The sequence below is a fragment of the Pseudomonas mangrovi genome (assembly GCF_003052585.1).
Taxonomy (GTDB): domain Bacteria; phylum Pseudomonadota; class Gammaproteobacteria; order Pseudomonadales; family Pseudomonadaceae; genus Aquipseudomonas; species Aquipseudomonas mangrovi.
In genome coordinates this window covers 86,628-101,626 of sequence record NZ_QASN01000017.1, presented here as the reverse complement: position 1 = coordinate 101,626, position 14,999 = coordinate 86,628, and the positions used below count along the sequence as shown (strand labels likewise).

Here is a 14,999-nt window from a genome sequence, read left to right as displayed (position 1 = left end):
TCCTATCGACCCAGTTGGTCGGCCAGCTCGGCCGAGCGGTGTGCGGCGGCGGCGAGCGCCTGATCCACCAGCGCCTCGAAGCCGCCAGCCTGGAAGGTTTTTATCGCCGCCTCGGTGGTGCCGGCTGGCGAGGTGACCCGACGGCGCAGTTCGGCGGCGTCGACGTCGCTCTCGATCGCCATGCGCGCAGCGCCCAGGGCAGTTTGTTGGGTCAGGCGCTCTGCGACCTCGCGTGGCAGGCCGAGTTTTTCTCCTGCGCGGGTCATGGCCTCTATAAGTAGAAAGAAATAGGCCGGGCCGCTGCCCGAGACGGCGGTTACCGCGTCGATCTGCGCTTCCTCGTCCAGCCACAGGGCCAGGCCCACCGCCGACAGCAGCTGCTCGGCCTGACTGCGCTGCTCGTTGCTGACTCCGCCGTTGGCATACAGCCCGCTAACGCCCTGACGCAGCAGCGACGGCGTGTTCGGCATGCAGCGCACCAGCGCGCGCGGCCCGAGCCACTGTTCGAGGCTGGCGCAGCTGATGCCGGCGGCGATGGAAACGACCAACTGGCTGGCGGCAAGATGCGGAGCGAGCGCCTGGCATACCGCCTTCATGCTCTGCGGCTTGACCGCCAGCACGACCACGTCTGCGCCCTCCACCGCAGCTGCATTGTCTTCGAAGGTGGCAATCCCCAGTTCGCGGGTAATGCGCTGACGCTGCTGCTCATTGGGGTCGCTGGCGCGCAATACGGATTTGTCCACGCCCTGGGCGCACAGGCCGCCAATCAGGCTTGCCGCCATGTTGCCGGCGCCGATGAAGGTAATGCGGATATCGTTCATTGCTACGGGGTTCCCTGTTCGGTATCGGGGCTGGCGTAGTCGCGCGCACCAAAGATGGCGGTGCCGATGCGCAGCCAGGTAGAGCCTTCGGTTACGGCGGCCTCCAGATCTGCGCTCATGCCCATGGAGAGAGTGTCGAGATCAAGCCCGAGATTCTGTTGCAGTTCGCGCAGCGAGGCGAGCACCGCGCGTTGGCAGGCGGGATCGTCACTGGCCTGCGGAATCGCCATCAGGCCACGCAGGCGCAGTCGCGGCAAGGCCGAAACGGCCAGGGCCAGGGCGGAAAGCTCTTGCGGCGCGCAACCGGACTTGCTGTCCTCGCCACTGATGTTCACCTGCAGACAGATGTTCAGGGGGCCAAGATGGTCGGGGCGTTGCTCGGACAGGCGCTGGGCAATCTTCAGGCGGTCCACGGAATGCACCCAGCTGAAGTGCTCGGCGATGGCGCGGGTCTTGTTCGACTGGATGGGGCCGATGAAATGCCATGTGAGCGGCAGATCGCTCAGCTGCTGCTGCTTGTCGAGGGCTTCCTGCAGATAGTTTTCGCCGAAATCACGCTGGCCGGCGGCGAAGGCGACGCGGATTGCGTCGGCAGACTGGGTCTTGCTCACCGCCAATAGCCCGATTGCGGACGGATCGCGGTTCGAGGCTTGCGCCGCCTCACGGATGCGCGCTCCGACCTTTGCAATATTCTTTGCTATCGTGGACATTACCTGCGCCCGCCGCCTTGTCTGCGGCAATTCTACCTGTTTGTCTGTAATCGGGGAGTCCCATGGATATCACTGAGCTGCTTGCCTTCAGCGCCAAGCAAGGCGCCTCGGACCTGCATCTCTCGGCCGGTCTGCCGCCCATGATTCGCGTCGACGGTGACGTGCGGCGGATCAACCTGCCGGCGATGGAGCACAAGCAGGTGCATGCGCTCATCTACGACATCATGAACGACAAGCAGCGCAAGGATTTCGAGGAGTTCCTCGAGACCGACTTCTCCTTCGAAGTGCCCGGTGTGGCCCGTTTCCGTGTCAACGCGTTCAACCAGAACCGCGGCGCCGGTGCGGTATTCCGTACCATTCCCTCCAAGGTGCTGACGATGGAAGACCTTGGCATGGGCGAGGTGTTCCGCAAGATCACCGACGTACCACGCGGCCTGGTGCTGGTCACCGGGCCGACCGGTTCGGGCAAGTCGACCACCCTGGCGGCGATGCTCGACTACCTGAACAGCACCAAGTACCAGCACATCCTCACCATCGAAGACCCGATCGAATTCGTTCACGAGTCCAAGAAGTGCCTGGTCAACCAGCGTGAAGTGCACCGCGACACCCATGGCTTCGCAGAAGCGTTGCGTTCGGCACTGCGTGAAGACCCGGACATCATCCTGGTCGGCGAGATGCGGGACCTTGAGACCATCCGCCTGGCGCTGACCGCCGCGGAAACCGGTCACCTGGTGTTCGGCACCCTGCACACCACCTCCGCGGCCAAAACCATCGACCGGGTGGTCGACGTATTCCCGGCCGAGGAAAAATCCATGGTCCGCTCGATGCTTTCCGAATCGCTGCAGTCGGTCATTTCCCAGACCCTGCTGAAGAAGATCGGTGGTGGCCGGGTGGCGGCGCACGAGATCATGATCGGTACCCCGGCAATTCGAAATCTGATCCGCGAGGACAAGGTCGCGCAGATGTACTCGGCGATCCAGACCGGCGGCGCGCTGGGCATGCAAACGCTGGATGCGTGCCTGAAAAATCTGGTGGCCAAGGGACTGGTCAGTCGCGACGCCGCACGTGAAAAATCCAAGACCCCGGAAAACTTCTGACGGTCGGCGCAGGGCAGTCGGCTGCGGTCCACGCCTCGCAGTCGCCGGCCACGGAGAGTTCTCCGCAAGATTGACGAGGCGTGCTAGGCGAGAACGACATGGAATTTGAAAAGCTGCTGCGCCTGATGGTCGAAAAGGGCGGTTCCGACCTCTTCATCACCGCCGGGGTACCGCCATCGATGAAGGTCAACGGCAAGATCATGCCGGTCACCAAGAATCCGATGTCGCCGGAGCAGACCCGCGAGACGGTGCATTCGGTGATGAACGAGCAGCAGCGCCGCGAGTTCGCCGAAAACCACGAATGCAACTTCGCGATCAGTGCCCGTGGCGTCGGCCGCTTCCGCGTCAGTGCCTTCTATCAGCGTAATCTGGCCGGTATGGTCCTGCGCCGGATCGAGACCAACATCCCGACCATCGAAGATCTCAAGCTTCCGGAAATTCTCAAGAAACTGGCGATGACCAAGCGTGGTCTGGTGCTGTTCGTCGGCGCCACCGGTACCGGCAAGTCCACCTCGCTGGCGTCGATGATCGGCTACCGCAACAAGAACTCCAGTGGCCACATCATCTCGATCGAAGACCCGATCGAGTACATTCACCAGCATCAGAACTGCATCGTCACCCAGCGCGAAGTCGGCATCGATACCGAATCCTTCGACATCGCCCTGAAGAACACCCTGCGACAGGCGCCGGACGTTATTCTGATCGGTGAAATTCGTACCCGTGAAACCATGGACTACGCGGTCGCCTTCGCCGAAACCGGCCACCTGTGTCTGGCAACCCTGCACGCCAACAACGCCAACCAGGCGCTCGACCGGATCATCAACTTCTTCCCGGCCGACCGTCAGAATCAGGTCTGGATGGATCTGTCTCTCAACCTCAAGGCGATTGTCGCGCAGCAGCTGGTGCCGACGCCGGATGGTAAGGGCCGCCGTGCGGTGATCGAGGTGCTGATCAACACGCCGCTGGCGGCGGACCTGATCCGCAAGGGCGAAGTCCATGAGCTCAAGCCCTTGATGAAACGCTCCACCGAGCAGGGTATGCAGACCTTCGACCAGGCGCTGTACAGCCTCTACTCCCAGGGTGAGATCACCTACGAGGACGCGTTGCTGCACGCCGACTCGGCAAACGATTTGCGTCTGATGATCAAGCTGGGTTCGGAAACCGATGGCGACCACCTGAGCAGTGTGGCCCAGGGGCTTTCTCTGGAGATAAGCGAAGACGACGTTGGGCGTCGTTTCCGTTAGGGCATGAGGGGCTGCAGGCGCGGCCAGGCCCAGAGACAAAGCCCCGTGACGAAAGTCGCGGGGCTTTTTTCTTTCAGAGCGTTGAGCCGGCGATACCGGCGATCATCATCACCAGGAAGAACAGTACTGTCAGGCCGAGACCGAGGTAGCCGAGGATCAGGCCTGCCAGAGCCATGCCGTCGCCGGTCAGGGCGCCGCGGCTGTCGCGGATGTTCGAGCGGGCAATGTGGCCGCAGATAACCGCGATCAGCGAACCGAAGATCAGCAGACCGAGGATGCCGGCAATCAGACTGATGATTGCCAGCACCGACGGAGTCGGCACTTGCGCCGGCGCTGCCGCCGGTGGCGCGAACGGAGAGGCTGCCTGAGGCTGCGCGGCTGCCGGTGCCTGGGACTGCACGCGATAGAGGTTGCCCGCCTGTTCGCCGTTGGGTACGAAATCGACCCGCTCGCCTGGTTTGGGCAGATCGCTGCTTTTCCACTCCTCGATCGTGAAGTTGTAGCGCGTGCCTTGATTGCAGCGCACTACGCCGGTGCTGCTGTCGAGATTGAAATCCAGAATGACGCCTTCCATGTATGGCTCCCCGCCAGTGTGTTGTGTGCTTCGTGTGGCTGTCAGGTCGTGTAGCTCAAGCGACCGTCGCAGATGGTGTAGCGAACCCGGCCGGGCAGGCAGTGGCCCAGAAACGGACAGTTGCGCCCTTTGGAGAGCCACTGTTCGCCAGCCAGGGTCTGGCCGGCGGGGTCGAAGATCAGCAGGTCCGCCGGGGCGCCGAGCTGTATCCCGGCGCTGGGCAGTCGTAGTGCGGTCGCCGGGCCGCTGCTCAGGCGTCGAATCAACTCAGGAAGCTCGAGCAGCCCGTCTTCGACCAGCGTCAGGGACAGGGGCAGCAGCAGTTCGACACTGCTGATGCCGGGCTCGGTGGCGCCGAAAGGCGCCTGCTTGGCATCGTCCTCATGCGGTTGATGGTGACTGGCGATGGCGCCAATCACGCCGCTGCGCACGGCTTCACGCAATGCGTCCCGATCCCTGCGCGAGCGCAGAGGCGGCTGGACATGATAGAGACTGGAGAAGTCCGCGAGGGCTTCGTCCGTCAGGATCAACTGATAGAGCGCTACGTCTGCGGTCACCGGCAGGCCGCGGGCTTGAGCGGTGGCGAGCATTTCCACTGCGCGAGCGCTGCTGAGCTGGCTGAAATGCGCGCGCACGCCGCTCTGCTCGACCAGCAAGAGATCACGGGCCAGTGCCACCGTCTCGGCGCTCTCCGGAATGCCGGGCAGGCCAAGGAAGCTGGCTGTCGGCCCTTCATGCGCCAGCCCGCCCTCAGCCAGGTCGTGATCCTGCGGCTGGAAGATGATAGTAAGGTCGAAGGTCGCGGCGTACTCGAGTGCACGGCGCAGGGTGCGACTGTTGTGCAGGCCGCCGATGCCGTTGCCGAAGGCGACACAGCCGGCGTCGCGCAGTGCTACCAGTTCGGCCAGTTGTTCGCCCTGCAGGTCCCTGGTAAGTGCGCCGATCGGGAAAACCTTGGCATGCCCGGCAACCGTGGCGCGATCCAGGATCAGCTCGGCCACGGCAGTGGTGTCGAGAACCGGGCGGGTGTTGGGCGGGCAGCACAGGCTGGTCACGCCGCCTGCCGCAGCTGCCTGGGTTTCGCTGGCGATGCTGCCCTTGCGCGTCTGACCGGGCTCGCGCAGCGATACGCTCAGGTCGACCAGACCGGGCGTCATCACCAGGCCCTCGCCGGCGATCTGGCGCAGCGCTTCGAAGCCGACTGGCGCTGTGCCTATGCCAACGATGCGGCCCTGATCCAGATGAACGTCATCGACCCGATCCAGGTCGTTCGCGGGGTCCAGAAGGCGCGCGCCGAGGATGGAGATGGACATCAGGCTTGCTCCTCGGATTCGCTGTTGGTCTGGCGCTGTGCGGTTTGTCCGCTCATGGCCATCGACAGTACTGCCATGCGGATGGCGATGCCGTAGGTGACCTGGTTGAGGATCACTGACTGGCTGCCGTCGGCGACGGCGGAGTCGATTTCCACGCCGCGGTTGATCGGGCCGGGGTGCATGACGATGGCCTCGGGATGGGCCAGTGCCAGGCGCTGGGGAGTCAGGCCGTAGAGGCGGAAGAACTCGCCCTCGCTTGGCAGCAGGCCGCCCTGCATGCGCTCGCGCTGTAGCCGCAGCATGATCACCACGTCGACGCCGGCCAGACCCTGGTCCATGTCGGTGAAGACCTGTACGCCGTACTGCTCGAGTCCTACCGGCAACAGTGTGCGCGGGCCGATGACGCGGATGTCCGGGCAGCCGAGGGTCTTCAGTGCGAGCATGTTCGAGCGCGCGACTCGCGAGTGCAGGATGTCGCCGACGATCGCCACCGACAGCTTGTCGAAATCGCCCTTGTGACGGCGGATGGTCAGCATGTCGAGCATGCCCTGGGTCGGGTGCGCGTGGCGGCCGTCGCCCCCGTTGATGATCGCGACGCCTGGGCAGACATGCTCGGCGATGAAGTGTGCCGCGCCGGAGTCGCCGTGACGCACCACGAACATGTCGGCGGCCATGGCTTCCAGGTTGCGCAGGGTATCGGTGAGGGTCTCGCCCTTGCTGGTCGATGACGTGGAAACATTCAGCGTGATGACGTCGGCAGACAGCCGTTTGGCGGCCAACTCGAAGGTTGTGCGGGTGCGCGTGGAGTTCTCGAAGAACACGTTGCAGACCGTCTTGCCGCGCAGCAGGGGTACTTTCTTCACCGCCCGCGCGCCCACCTCAAGAAAGGAGTCGGCGGTGTCGAGGATCTCGTTGAGCAGGTCGCGAGACAGGCCGTCGAGTGAGAGAAAATGGCGCAGCTGACCCTGGTCGTTCAGTTGCAGCGGAGGTTTGGCGGCGGTCATCGGCAGGGTCTCAGTGAGCGGCGAGTGTCTGGCGTTCGAGGGCTAGGGGCGCGGGGCCGAGCAATTTTACGCGCTCGCCAGGCTCCAGCGACAGCGTCGCACCGACCACGTCGGGACGTATCGGCAGTTCACGCGCATCCAGATCGAGCAGGCAGACCAGGCTGATGCTGGCGGGGCGGCCGTAGTCGAACAGCTCGTTCATCGCCGCGCGCACGGTGCGTCCGCTCATGAGTACGTCGTCGATCAGCACCAGGTGGCGGTCCTCGATCTCGAACGGCAGCTCTGAAGGCTGCACCTGCGGGTGCAGGCCGTTGCGGGTGAAGTCGTCGCGGTAGAAGGACACGTCCAGTACGCCTAGCGCCGAGCTCTCGGCCATGTGTTCAAGCAGGGCCTGGGCAACCCACACGCCGCCGGTGCGGATACCGATGAACTGCGGCTCATCGATGCCATGTCGAGCCAGATGCTGGCTCAGTGCGTCGGCCATCTGCGGAATCAGAAGCGCTGGGTCGGGAAGAGTCATCGTCAGGTCTCGTTGCAGTGGGTTTCCAGCCAGCCTTCCAGCAGCAGAGCCGCGGCCAGGGCATCGACCGGATTATCCCGGTAGTTGCCACTGTGGCCCTGGCGCATGCGTTGGCCCTTGGCCTCGAAGGTGGTCAGGCGTTCGTCGTGGGTGTGTACCGGAAGGCTGAAGCGGCCATGTAGCCGGCGGGCGAACTTCTCCGCGCGGGCGCTCATCTCGCTGGCGCTGCCATCCATGTTCAGGGGCAGGCCGACCACCAGGGCGTCGGGCTGCCACTCGCGCAGCAGTGCTTCGACCTGCTGCCAGTCCGGTACGCCGTTCTGCGCGCGCAGGACGCAAAGCTCGCGAGCCTGGCCGGTGATGACCTGGCCAACCGCTACGCCGATCTGGCGCGTGCCGTAGTCGAAGCCGAGTAGCAGACGCAGCGCCATCAGGCGTGCCCGGCTTGGCTGGTCAGCAGATTCAGGTCCACGCCCAGCAGCGCTGCAGCTGAGTCCAGGCGCTGTTCAGGCGGAGTATCGAAAAGAATGCGTTGCTCCGAAGGGCTGCTCAGCCAGGCGTTGGCTGCCAGCTCCGCTTCGAGCTGGCCCGCTTCCCAGCCGGCGTAGCCGAGGCAGACAAAATAGGCGTCCGGCCCCTGACCGTCGGCGATGGCAAAAAGCACGTCCTGGGAGGTGGTCAGCGCCAGCGCGCCCAGTTGCAGGGTCGCCTGGAACGGTTGTCCGGCCGGATGAAGGACGAAGCCTCGATCGGTCTGTACCGGGCCGCCGGTGAAAATCTGCAGATCGCCGCGGCTGTCGATGCAGGGCGTGGTTGGTCGCAGCTGTTCGATCACATCGGCTAGGGTCAGCTCGCCGGGACGATTGACCACCAGCCCCATCGCGCCCTGTTCGTTGTGCTCCACCAGATAGATGAGTGTGCGCGCAAAATTGGGGTCGGCCATGTGCGGCATGGCGATCAGGAAGTGGTTCTTGAGGTAGCTGACGGTGCTCTTCATCGGCCTAGTTTCGGGGTTCCGGAGGCGGGCATCAAGCCGCGTCGGCCGAAGTTGCCGGGAGGCAAGTCGGCACTACTGGCTCATCAGGCGATCGCCGCGCTCGAAACGCCAGGTGCGGATGATCTCCAACCGGTCGAACTCGGCCAGGTCCCCACTGAAGGGGGCATAGGGGGCGGCTAGGCGAACGATGCGCAGGGCGGCCTGGTCGAGCACGTCCTGGCCGGAAGATTCGAGAATCTGCACTTCGTAGAGGGTGCCGTCACGGTTGATCGTCACCAGCAGGCGCAGGCTGCCGTAGATGCGCTGGCGACGGGCTTCGTCCGGGTAGTTCTGGTTGCCGACCCGCTCGACCTTCTTGCGCCAGTCGTCCTTGTACCAGGCGCCCTTGTCGCGCATGGTCGAGGCGGCATTGAGGCGATGCACGCGTGGCCGCTTTGCATACTCCTGCACTTCCCGAGCGAGGTCCGCCTCCAGGCTGGCGATCTCTGCGGACAGCTGCTCGCGGTCGAAATGCACCTGCGGCTGCTGCGGGGCGGGCTTTTCTTCCTCGCGCTTGATCGGCGTCTGCTGCTGCTGCGGCGAGCGAGTCGCCAGCGCTGCCTTGGGTGCTTCCTCACGGGATGGGGGTGGAATCGGCGTGCTTGGCGGGGTGACCTTACGCAGCTCGTTGTCCTGGAAGATTGCCTTTTCGGTCGTGGTGGGCGTTGCCTCATGCTCCAGGCTGCCGCTGCCCTGCTGGTTGTCCTGGGCGAGGAAGTCGGCCTGCTTGGGCTTTTCATCGCTCTTGAAGGTGGACAGGGTTACCTCGAGCGACTTGCTGATCTGGCTCGGCTCGCTCAGGCCGAAGCCGAGCCCGAGTATCAGGGCGACGTGCACCAAAGCAGCGACGAACAGAGTGAAACCCAGCCGATCCGCGGGGCGCACGCTGCTGTTGGTGAGGTCGCTGGGATGGGTGGCTGCGTTCATTGCGGATCAGGCCGTTACGAATAGTCGCGCAGTCTGCCGGCAACCGCCGGCAGGCTTCAAGCCCAAAGCCCAAAGCTGTTAGCTGGATCAAGCTTGTGCGGGCTTTCCGGCAGCGGCGAGCTTGAGCTCGATACAGTCCATCAGGTGCGCACCGATCTGCGTATCGAAGGCGTAGTCGATTTCACGGATGCAGGTCGGGCTGGTGACGTTGATCTCGGTCAGGTAGTCGCCGATCACGTCCAGGCCGACGAACAGCAAGCCTTTTTCACGCAGCGCTGGGCCGACCTGGGTCGCGATCCAACGGTCTCTCTCGCTCAGGGGGCGGGCCTCGCCGCTGCCGCCGGCGGCGAGATTGCCACGGGTCTCGCCGACGGCCGGAACCCGCGCCAGGCAGTAGGGTACCGGTTCGCCATCGATCATCAGAATGCGCTTGTCGCCCTGGAGGATCTCCGGAATGTAGCGTTGCGCCATGATCTGCTGGGTGCCGTGGGCGGTCAGTGTCTCGATGATCACCGAGAGATTCGGGTCACCTTCGCGGTGGCGGTAGATCGAGGCGCCACCCATGCCGTCCAGGGGTTTGAGAATGATGTCACGATGCTCTGCGGCGAACTCGCGCAGAATGTCCTTGCGCCGGCTGACCAGGGTGGGCGGCGTGCAGTGTGGAAACTGGGTGGCGAACAGCTTTTCGTTGCAGTCACGCAAGCTCTGCGGATTGTTCACCACCAGAGTGCCGGCTTGCTGCGCCTGTTCCAGCAGATAGGTCGAGTAGACATATTCGTTATCGAACGGCGGGTCCTTGCGCATCAGGATGACGTCAAGTTCGCTTAGTGCCTCGTCCTGCTCCGTGCCCAGTTCGAACCAGTGGGCGGGGTCCTCGAACACGGTCAGGGCGCGCATGCGTGCGCGGCTTTCACCCTGTCTGCTGTAGAGGCCCTGTTGTTCCATGTAGAACAGGGTCCAGCCGCGGGCCTGGGCGGCCAGCAACATGGCCAGGGAGCTGTCCTTCTTGTAGGAGATGCTCGCAATGGGGTCCATGACGATCCCGAGGCGTACGCTCATGGGGAGAAATTCCTCATCGTGATAAAGCGGCAGCGGAGGGCTGGCGCGACTAGACTGGCGTACTTCAGGGTGGCGCCAGCATCATCCCGAGGTCAAGGTTTCCTTGGCTTTCCGGGGCTTATAGATTGCATCTAGAGAGTGTGCTAAAAAGGCCGCACGATTGCGTCGGAACCTGTCGAAGTCGGGCCTCAAGCGCACTGGATGCAAAAATAACGATTTACCAAGGCGATGGTAGGGCAAACATGGAACAGCATTCTGAAGGTTTGAGAGTCATGGTCATCGACGATTCGAAAACGATTCGTCGTACTGCCGAGACGCTCCTGAAAAAAGTCGGGTGCGACGTCATAACGGCAGTGGATGGCTTTGATGCCCTGGCCAAGATCGCCGATACCCACCCCAGCATCATTTTCGTCGACATCATGATGCCGCGTCTGGATGGTTATCAGACCTGCGCCCTGATCAAGAACAACAGTGCCTTCAAGTCCACGCCGGTGATCATGCTGTCCTCCAAGGACGGCCTGTTCGACAAGGCGAAGGGGCGCATCGTCGGTTCCGACCAATATCTCACCAAACCTTTCAGCAAAGAGGAGCTGCTCGGCGCCATCAAGGCCCACGTGCCTGATTTCACGCCGGTGGAGCAAGCATCCTGAAGTCCGGCGAAAGCCGTAGAAGCCTCACCGAATGGGAAAAAACATGGCTCGTATTCTGATTGTTGATGACTCGCCGACCGAGATGTACAAGCTGACCGCCATGCTCGAGAAGCATGGTCATCAGGTACTCAAGGCGGAAAATGGCGCCGACGGCGTGGCTCTGGCGCGTCAGGAAAAGCCGGACGCCGTGCTGATGGATATCGTGATGCCAGGCCTCAACGGCTTTCAGGCTACCCGTCAGTTGACCAAGGATGCCGACACCAGTCACATCCCGGTGATCATCGTGACCACCAAGGATCAGGAGACCGACAAGGTCTGGGGCAAGCGCCAGGGCGCACGCGACTACCTGACCAAGCCGGTCGACGAAGATACGCTGCTGAAAACCCTGAATGCCGTTCTGGCAGGCTGAGTCCAGGTCCTAACCATCCAAGAAGGCTCGGCCCGGCATGTCGGACGCGAAGACTCCTTTCAAGCTTCTGCAGGAAATCGATCAGCGCTGTCGCCAGCTCGCGGCAGGCCTGCCGTCGCAGCAGGAGGTCGTGCAGACCTGGAGCGGTATCGGCTTCCGCATGGGCGAGCGGCACTTCGTCGCGCCCATGGGTGAGGTCGGTGAGGTGCTTCACGAGCAACGCTACACGATGCTTCCCGGAGTAAAGGATTGGGTCAAGGGCGTTGCCAACGTGCGCGGACGCCTGCTCCCGGTCATGGATCTCTGCGGTTTTTTCGGTAGCGAGCTGTCGCCGCTGCGCAAGAAGCGTCGTCTGCTGGTGGTGGATCACCAGGAAGTGTTTGCGGGCCTGACCGTAGACGAGGTTTACGGGATGCAGCATTTTCCGGTCGACTCCTTTTCCGACCAGTTGCCACCGCTGGAGTCCAGTATCCGGCCGTTCGTGCATGGTGTGTTCCAGCGCGAACAGCCATGGCTGGTATTCAGTCCTCATTCGCTGGCGAAAGACCCGGGGTTTCTTGATGTTGCACTTTGACGAATTTTCGGTTGGGTCGGCTTCGCCGACCTTTTGGCGTTACATGGAAACCGTGGTGCGGTCGGTCCAGGCGGGGGCCAGATAATGAAGAAAATCCAAGCAGGAAATCTGTTGGCAAGCATGCGCAGCAGCACATTGATCACCGGACTATTCGTGGTCCTGATCGTGTCCATCGTGCTGTTGTTCGCGAACTTCGCCTACCTCAATACCCAGTCGAACTACGACACCGAGTACATCAGTCACTCCGGTGAGCTGCGCGTACTCTCCCAGCGTATCGCGAAGAACGCCACCGAGGCGGCGGCGGGCAAGCCCGAAGCGTTCGGCCTGTTGAAGGAGGCACGCGACGACTTCGAGGGTCGCTGGGGCATCCTGACCAAGGGCAACCCGGAAACCGGTCTTCCTTCCGCGCCGGATGCGGTGCAGCCGCAGATGGCGCTGGTGCAGCAGGACTGGAACAGCCTGCGCGAGAACACCGACGCCATTCTGGCCAGTGAGCAGACCGTACTGTCGCTGCACCAGGTAGCGGCGACGCTCGCGGAAACCATTCCGCAGCTGCAGGTGGAGTACGAAGAGGTCGTCGACATCCTGCTGGAAAGCGGGGCGCCGGCGGCCCAGGTATCGGTTGCCCAGCGTCAGTCGCTGCTGGCCGAGCGTATTCTCGGCTCGGTGAACAAGGTGCTCGCGGGTGACCAGGACTCCGTCCAGGCCGCCGACATGTTTGGTCGCGACGCCAGTCTGTTCGGTCGCGTACTGCTGGCGATGCTCGAAGGCAACGAGGCGATGCAAATCTCCCAGGTGACCAACGAGGATGCTCGCGAGCGTCTGGCAGAGATTTCCGAGCTGTTCGAATTCGTTTCCGGTTCGGTGGACGAGATTCTCGAAACCTCTCCTGAGCTGTTCCAGGTCCGCGAATCGGCAAACACCATCTTCACCGTTTCCCAGACCCTGCTGGACAAGGCTTCCACCCTTGCCGAAGGTCTCGAGCAACTGGCCGGCGGCCGCTACCTGAATACCATCGCCGGCTACGTTCTGGGCCTGCTGGCCCTGGCATCTATCATCCTCATCGCACTGGTCATGGTTCAGACCACTCGCCGTCGTCTTGCCGAAACCGCCGAGAAGAACGAGCGGAACCAGGCGGCGATTCTGCGACTGCTTGATGAGATCGCCGACCTCGCGGATGGTGACCTCACGGTGGCAGCGACGGTAACCGAGGACTTCACCGGTGCCATCGCCGACTCCATCAACTACTCGATCGACCAACTGCGCGATCTGGTACTGACGATCAACCAGACCGCGGTTCAGGTGGCGGCAGCCGCCCAGGAAACCCAGGCGACAGCGATGCATCTGGCCGAAGCTTCCGAGCACCAGGCGCAGGAAATTGCCGGCGCCTCCGCGGCGATCAACGAGATGGCGGTGTCGATTGACCAGGTATCGGCGAACGCCTCGGAATCCTCCGCGGTAGCAGAACGTTCCGTAGCCATCGCCAACAAGGGTAACGAGGTGGTGCACAACACCATCACCGGCATGGACAACATCCGTGAGCAGATCCAGGACACCTCGAAGCGGATCAAGCGCCTCGGTGAATCGTCCCAGGAGATCGGTGACATCGTCAGCCTGATCAACGACATTGCCGACCAGACCAACATCCTCGCACTGAACGCTGCGATCCAGGCGTCCATGGCTGGTGATGCCGGTCGAGGCTTCGCGGTGGTTGCGGACGAAGTACAGCGACTGGCGGAACGTTCCTCGGCAGCGACCAAGCAGATCGAGGCACTGGTCAAGACCATTCAGACCGACACCAACGAGGCGGTCATCTCGATGGAGCAGACCACTTCGGAGGTGGTCCGTGGTGCGCGCTTGGCGCAGGACGCGGGTGTGGCGCTGGAAGAGATCGAGAAGGTTTCCAAGACCCTCGCGGCCCTCATCCAGAACATTTCCAACGCTGCACGCCAGCAGGCTTCCTCGGCCGGCCACATCTCCAACACGATGAACGTCATTCAGGAGATCACCTCGCAGACGTCCTCCGGTACCACCGCTACGGCCAAGAGCATTGGTAACCTGGCCAAGATGGCGAGTGAGATGCGTAAGTCGGTATCCGACTTCACCCTGCCTGACGCCCAGGCCTGAATGGAGATGGATGGCGGCCGCCAGGTCGTCATCCGACGGCCATGAGCGAGAGGCAAGGCATGCAATCGAGCGAGGGAGTCTGGGCCTTCAGGCCCGTGGCGGACATGACCGCTGCGGAGTTCAACGAATGGCGAGCGTTGCTCGAGGAGCGTACCGGCGTCGTGGTCAGCGATCAGCGCCGGACCTTTCTGCAGACCAATCTGACCGCTCGGATGCGCGAGATTGGGGTATCCGATTACGCAAGTTACTACTGCCAGGTCACCGACGGCCCGAGGGGCGCAGTCGAATGGTCCGCGCTGCTGGATCGTCTCACCGTGCAGGAGACGCGTTTCTTCAGGCACCCGCCTTCGTTCGCCCTTTTGCGTCGTCATCTGACGGAAAAGCTCGAGCGTGAAGGGATCGAGCGACCCTGGAGTCTCTGGAGCGTAGGTTGTTCGAGCGGGGAAGAGCTTTATTCCCTAGCGATCACCGCCGCGGAGACGCTCAAGGAAAGCTCCCATCCTGGCTACTTTGGCGTCACCGGAACGGATATCAGCCTGAATGCGCTTTCCAAGGCACGTCAGGGAGTTTATGACCCGAGGCGGCTGGAAAGCGTCGAGGGTGCTTATGTCGACGCGTATTTTCAGCGTCGAGAGGACGGACGTTTCTGTGTCAGCCCGAGTCTGGTCGAGCGGGCCTGCTGTGCGCGACTCAATGTGCTGGAGCTGGCCAAGGCGCCCCTCTCCGGCATGGACGTAATTTTCTGTCAGAACCTGCTGATCTATTTTCGCCGCTGGCGGCGCCGCGAGATCCTCAATCGCCTGGCCGAGCGGCTGGCGCCGGGAGGCTTGCTGGTCGTCGGAGTGGGAGAAGTGGTCGGTTGGCAGCACCCGGACCTGCAACCGGTGGCTGATGAGGAAGTTCTGGCATTTACCCGGAAAAGTTTATGAGCGGA

At 62.8% G+C, this 14,999-nt stretch carries 17 protein-coding genes; 7 read left to right on the top strand and 10 right to left on the bottom strand.

Annotation, left to right across the window (positions count from 1 at the left end):
* Window positions 1–2: 2 nt before the first annotated feature.
* Together proC and DBO85_RS09395 are read right to left on the bottom strand one after the other, a co-directional pair.
* Window positions 3–821: a pyrroline-5-carboxylate reductase gene (gene proC / locus DBO85_RS09400; protein ID WP_108107005.1), complete on the bottom strand. Its 819-nt coding sequence runs from the start codon at window positions 819–821 to the stop codon at window positions 3–5.
* A gap of 2 nt (window positions 822–823) precedes the next feature.
* The gene (locus tag DBO85_RS09395; protein ID WP_108107004.1) at window positions 824–1,531 is read right to left on the bottom strand and encodes a YggS family pyridoxal phosphate-dependent enzyme; all 708 of its coding nucleotides are present in this window, start codon (window positions 1,529–1,531) and stop codon (window positions 824–826) included.
* Between the two features lie 62 nt (window positions 1,532–1,593).
* Between DBO85_RS09395 and DBO85_RS09390 the strand changes: the two genes are divergently transcribed.
* Together DBO85_RS09390 and DBO85_RS09385 are read left to right on the top strand one after the other, a co-directional pair.
* Entirely contained in the window at window positions 1,594–2,628 is a 1,035-nt protein-coding gene (locus DBO85_RS09390; RefSeq protein ID WP_108107003.1) for a type IV pilus twitching motility protein PilT, read from the top strand.
* Window positions 2,629–2,726: 98 nt separating this feature from the next.
* A complete protein-coding gene (locus DBO85_RS09385; protein ID WP_108107002.1) occupies window positions 2,727–3,872 on the top strand; it encodes a PilT/PilU family type 4a pilus ATPase in 1,146 nt (381 codons plus the stop codon).
* 73 nt (window positions 3,873–3,945) lie between these two features.
* Here the strand turns inward: DBO85_RS09385 and DBO85_RS09380 are convergent, their stop codons facing one another.
* The 8 genes from DBO85_RS09380 to gshB all read right to left on the bottom strand — a co-directional run bounded on the left by DBO85_RS09380 (window position 3,946) and on the right by gshB (window position 10,305).
* On the bottom strand, window positions 3,946–4,446 hold the full coding sequence (locus tag DBO85_RS09380) for a DUF4190 domain-containing protein (RefSeq protein WP_108107001.1): 501 nt from the start codon (window positions 4,444–4,446) through the stop codon (window positions 3,946–3,948).
* 41 nt (window positions 4,447–4,487) lie between these two features.
* On the bottom strand, window positions 4,488–5,759 hold the full coding sequence (locus tag DBO85_RS09375; RefSeq protein WP_108107000.1) for a dihydroorotase: 1,272 nt from the start codon (window positions 5,757–5,759) through the stop codon (window positions 4,488–4,490).
* Window positions 5,759–6,763 (bottom strand): aspartate carbamoyltransferase catalytic subunit, encoded by a 1,005-nt coding sequence (locus tag DBO85_RS09370; RefSeq protein ID WP_407681459.1) that lies wholly within the window; start codon window positions 6,761–6,763, stop codon window positions 5,759–5,761. The genes DBO85_RS09375 and DBO85_RS09370 overlap by 1 nt, the downstream gene beginning before the upstream one ends.
* A gap of 10 nt (window positions 6,764–6,773) precedes the next feature.
* Window positions 6,774–7,283, bottom strand: coding sequence for a bifunctional pyr operon transcriptional regulator/uracil phosphoribosyltransferase PyrR (gene pyrR / locus DBO85_RS09365; RefSeq protein WP_108106998.1), 510 nt, complete (start codon window positions 7,281–7,283; stop codon window positions 6,774–6,776).
* Between the two features lie 2 nt (window positions 7,284–7,285).
* Window positions 7,286–7,714 (bottom strand): Holliday junction resolvase RuvX, encoded by a 429-nt coding sequence (gene ruvX / locus DBO85_RS09360; protein ID WP_177429757.1) that lies wholly within the window; start codon window positions 7,712–7,714, stop codon window positions 7,286–7,288.
* Window positions 7,714–8,280: a YqgE/AlgH family protein gene (locus DBO85_RS09355; RefSeq protein ID WP_108106996.1), complete on the bottom strand. Its 567-nt coding sequence runs from the start codon at window positions 8,278–8,280 to the stop codon at window positions 7,714–7,716. Before DBO85_RS09355 ends, ruvX begins: the two co-directional genes overlap by 1 nt.
* Before the next feature lie 72 nt (window positions 8,281–8,352).
* On the bottom strand, window positions 8,353–9,246 hold the full coding sequence (locus DBO85_RS09350; RefSeq protein ID WP_108106995.1) for an energy transducer TonB: 894 nt from the start codon (window positions 9,244–9,246) through the stop codon (window positions 8,353–8,355).
* 87 nt (window positions 9,247–9,333) lie between these two features.
* Complete coding sequence (gene gshB / locus DBO85_RS09345; RefSeq protein ID WP_108106994.1) at window positions 9,334–10,305, bottom strand: glutathione synthase; 972 nt, start codon at window positions 10,303–10,305, stop codon at window positions 9,334–9,336.
* A gap of 242 nt (window positions 10,306–10,547) precedes the next feature.
* On the opposite strand from gshB, the gene pilG reads away from it, so the two are divergent.
* From pilG to DBO85_RS09320, 5 genes are all read left to right on the top strand, one after another.
* Window positions 10,548–10,955 carry a twitching motility response regulator PilG gene (pilG, locus tag DBO85_RS09340; protein ID WP_084335792.1) on the top strand — a complete coding sequence of 136 codons (408 nt, stop codon included), beginning with the start codon at window positions 10,548–10,550 and terminating at the stop codon, window positions 10,953–10,955.
* Window positions 10,956–10,998: 43 nt separating this feature from the next.
* Window positions 10,999–11,364, top strand: coding sequence for a twitching motility response regulator PilH (pilH, locus tag DBO85_RS09335; RefSeq protein ID WP_084335791.1), 366 nt, complete (start codon window positions 10,999–11,001; stop codon window positions 11,362–11,364).
* 37 nt (window positions 11,365–11,401) lie between these two features.
* Window positions 11,402–11,938, top strand: coding sequence for a chemotaxis protein CheW (locus tag DBO85_RS09330; RefSeq protein WP_108106993.1), 537 nt, complete (start codon window positions 11,402–11,404; stop codon window positions 11,936–11,938).
* 84 nt (window positions 11,939–12,022) lie between these two features.
* Entirely contained in the window at window positions 12,023–14,065 is a 2,043-nt protein-coding gene (locus tag DBO85_RS09325) for a methyl-accepting chemotaxis protein (RefSeq protein WP_108106992.1), read from the top strand.
* Window positions 14,066–14,124: 59 nt separating this feature from the next.
* Window positions 14,125–14,994, top strand: coding sequence for a CheR family methyltransferase (locus tag DBO85_RS09320; protein ID WP_108107296.1), 870 nt, complete (start codon window positions 14,125–14,127; stop codon window positions 14,992–14,994).
* The last annotated feature ends 5 nt before the right edge of the window (window positions 14,995–14,999 follow it).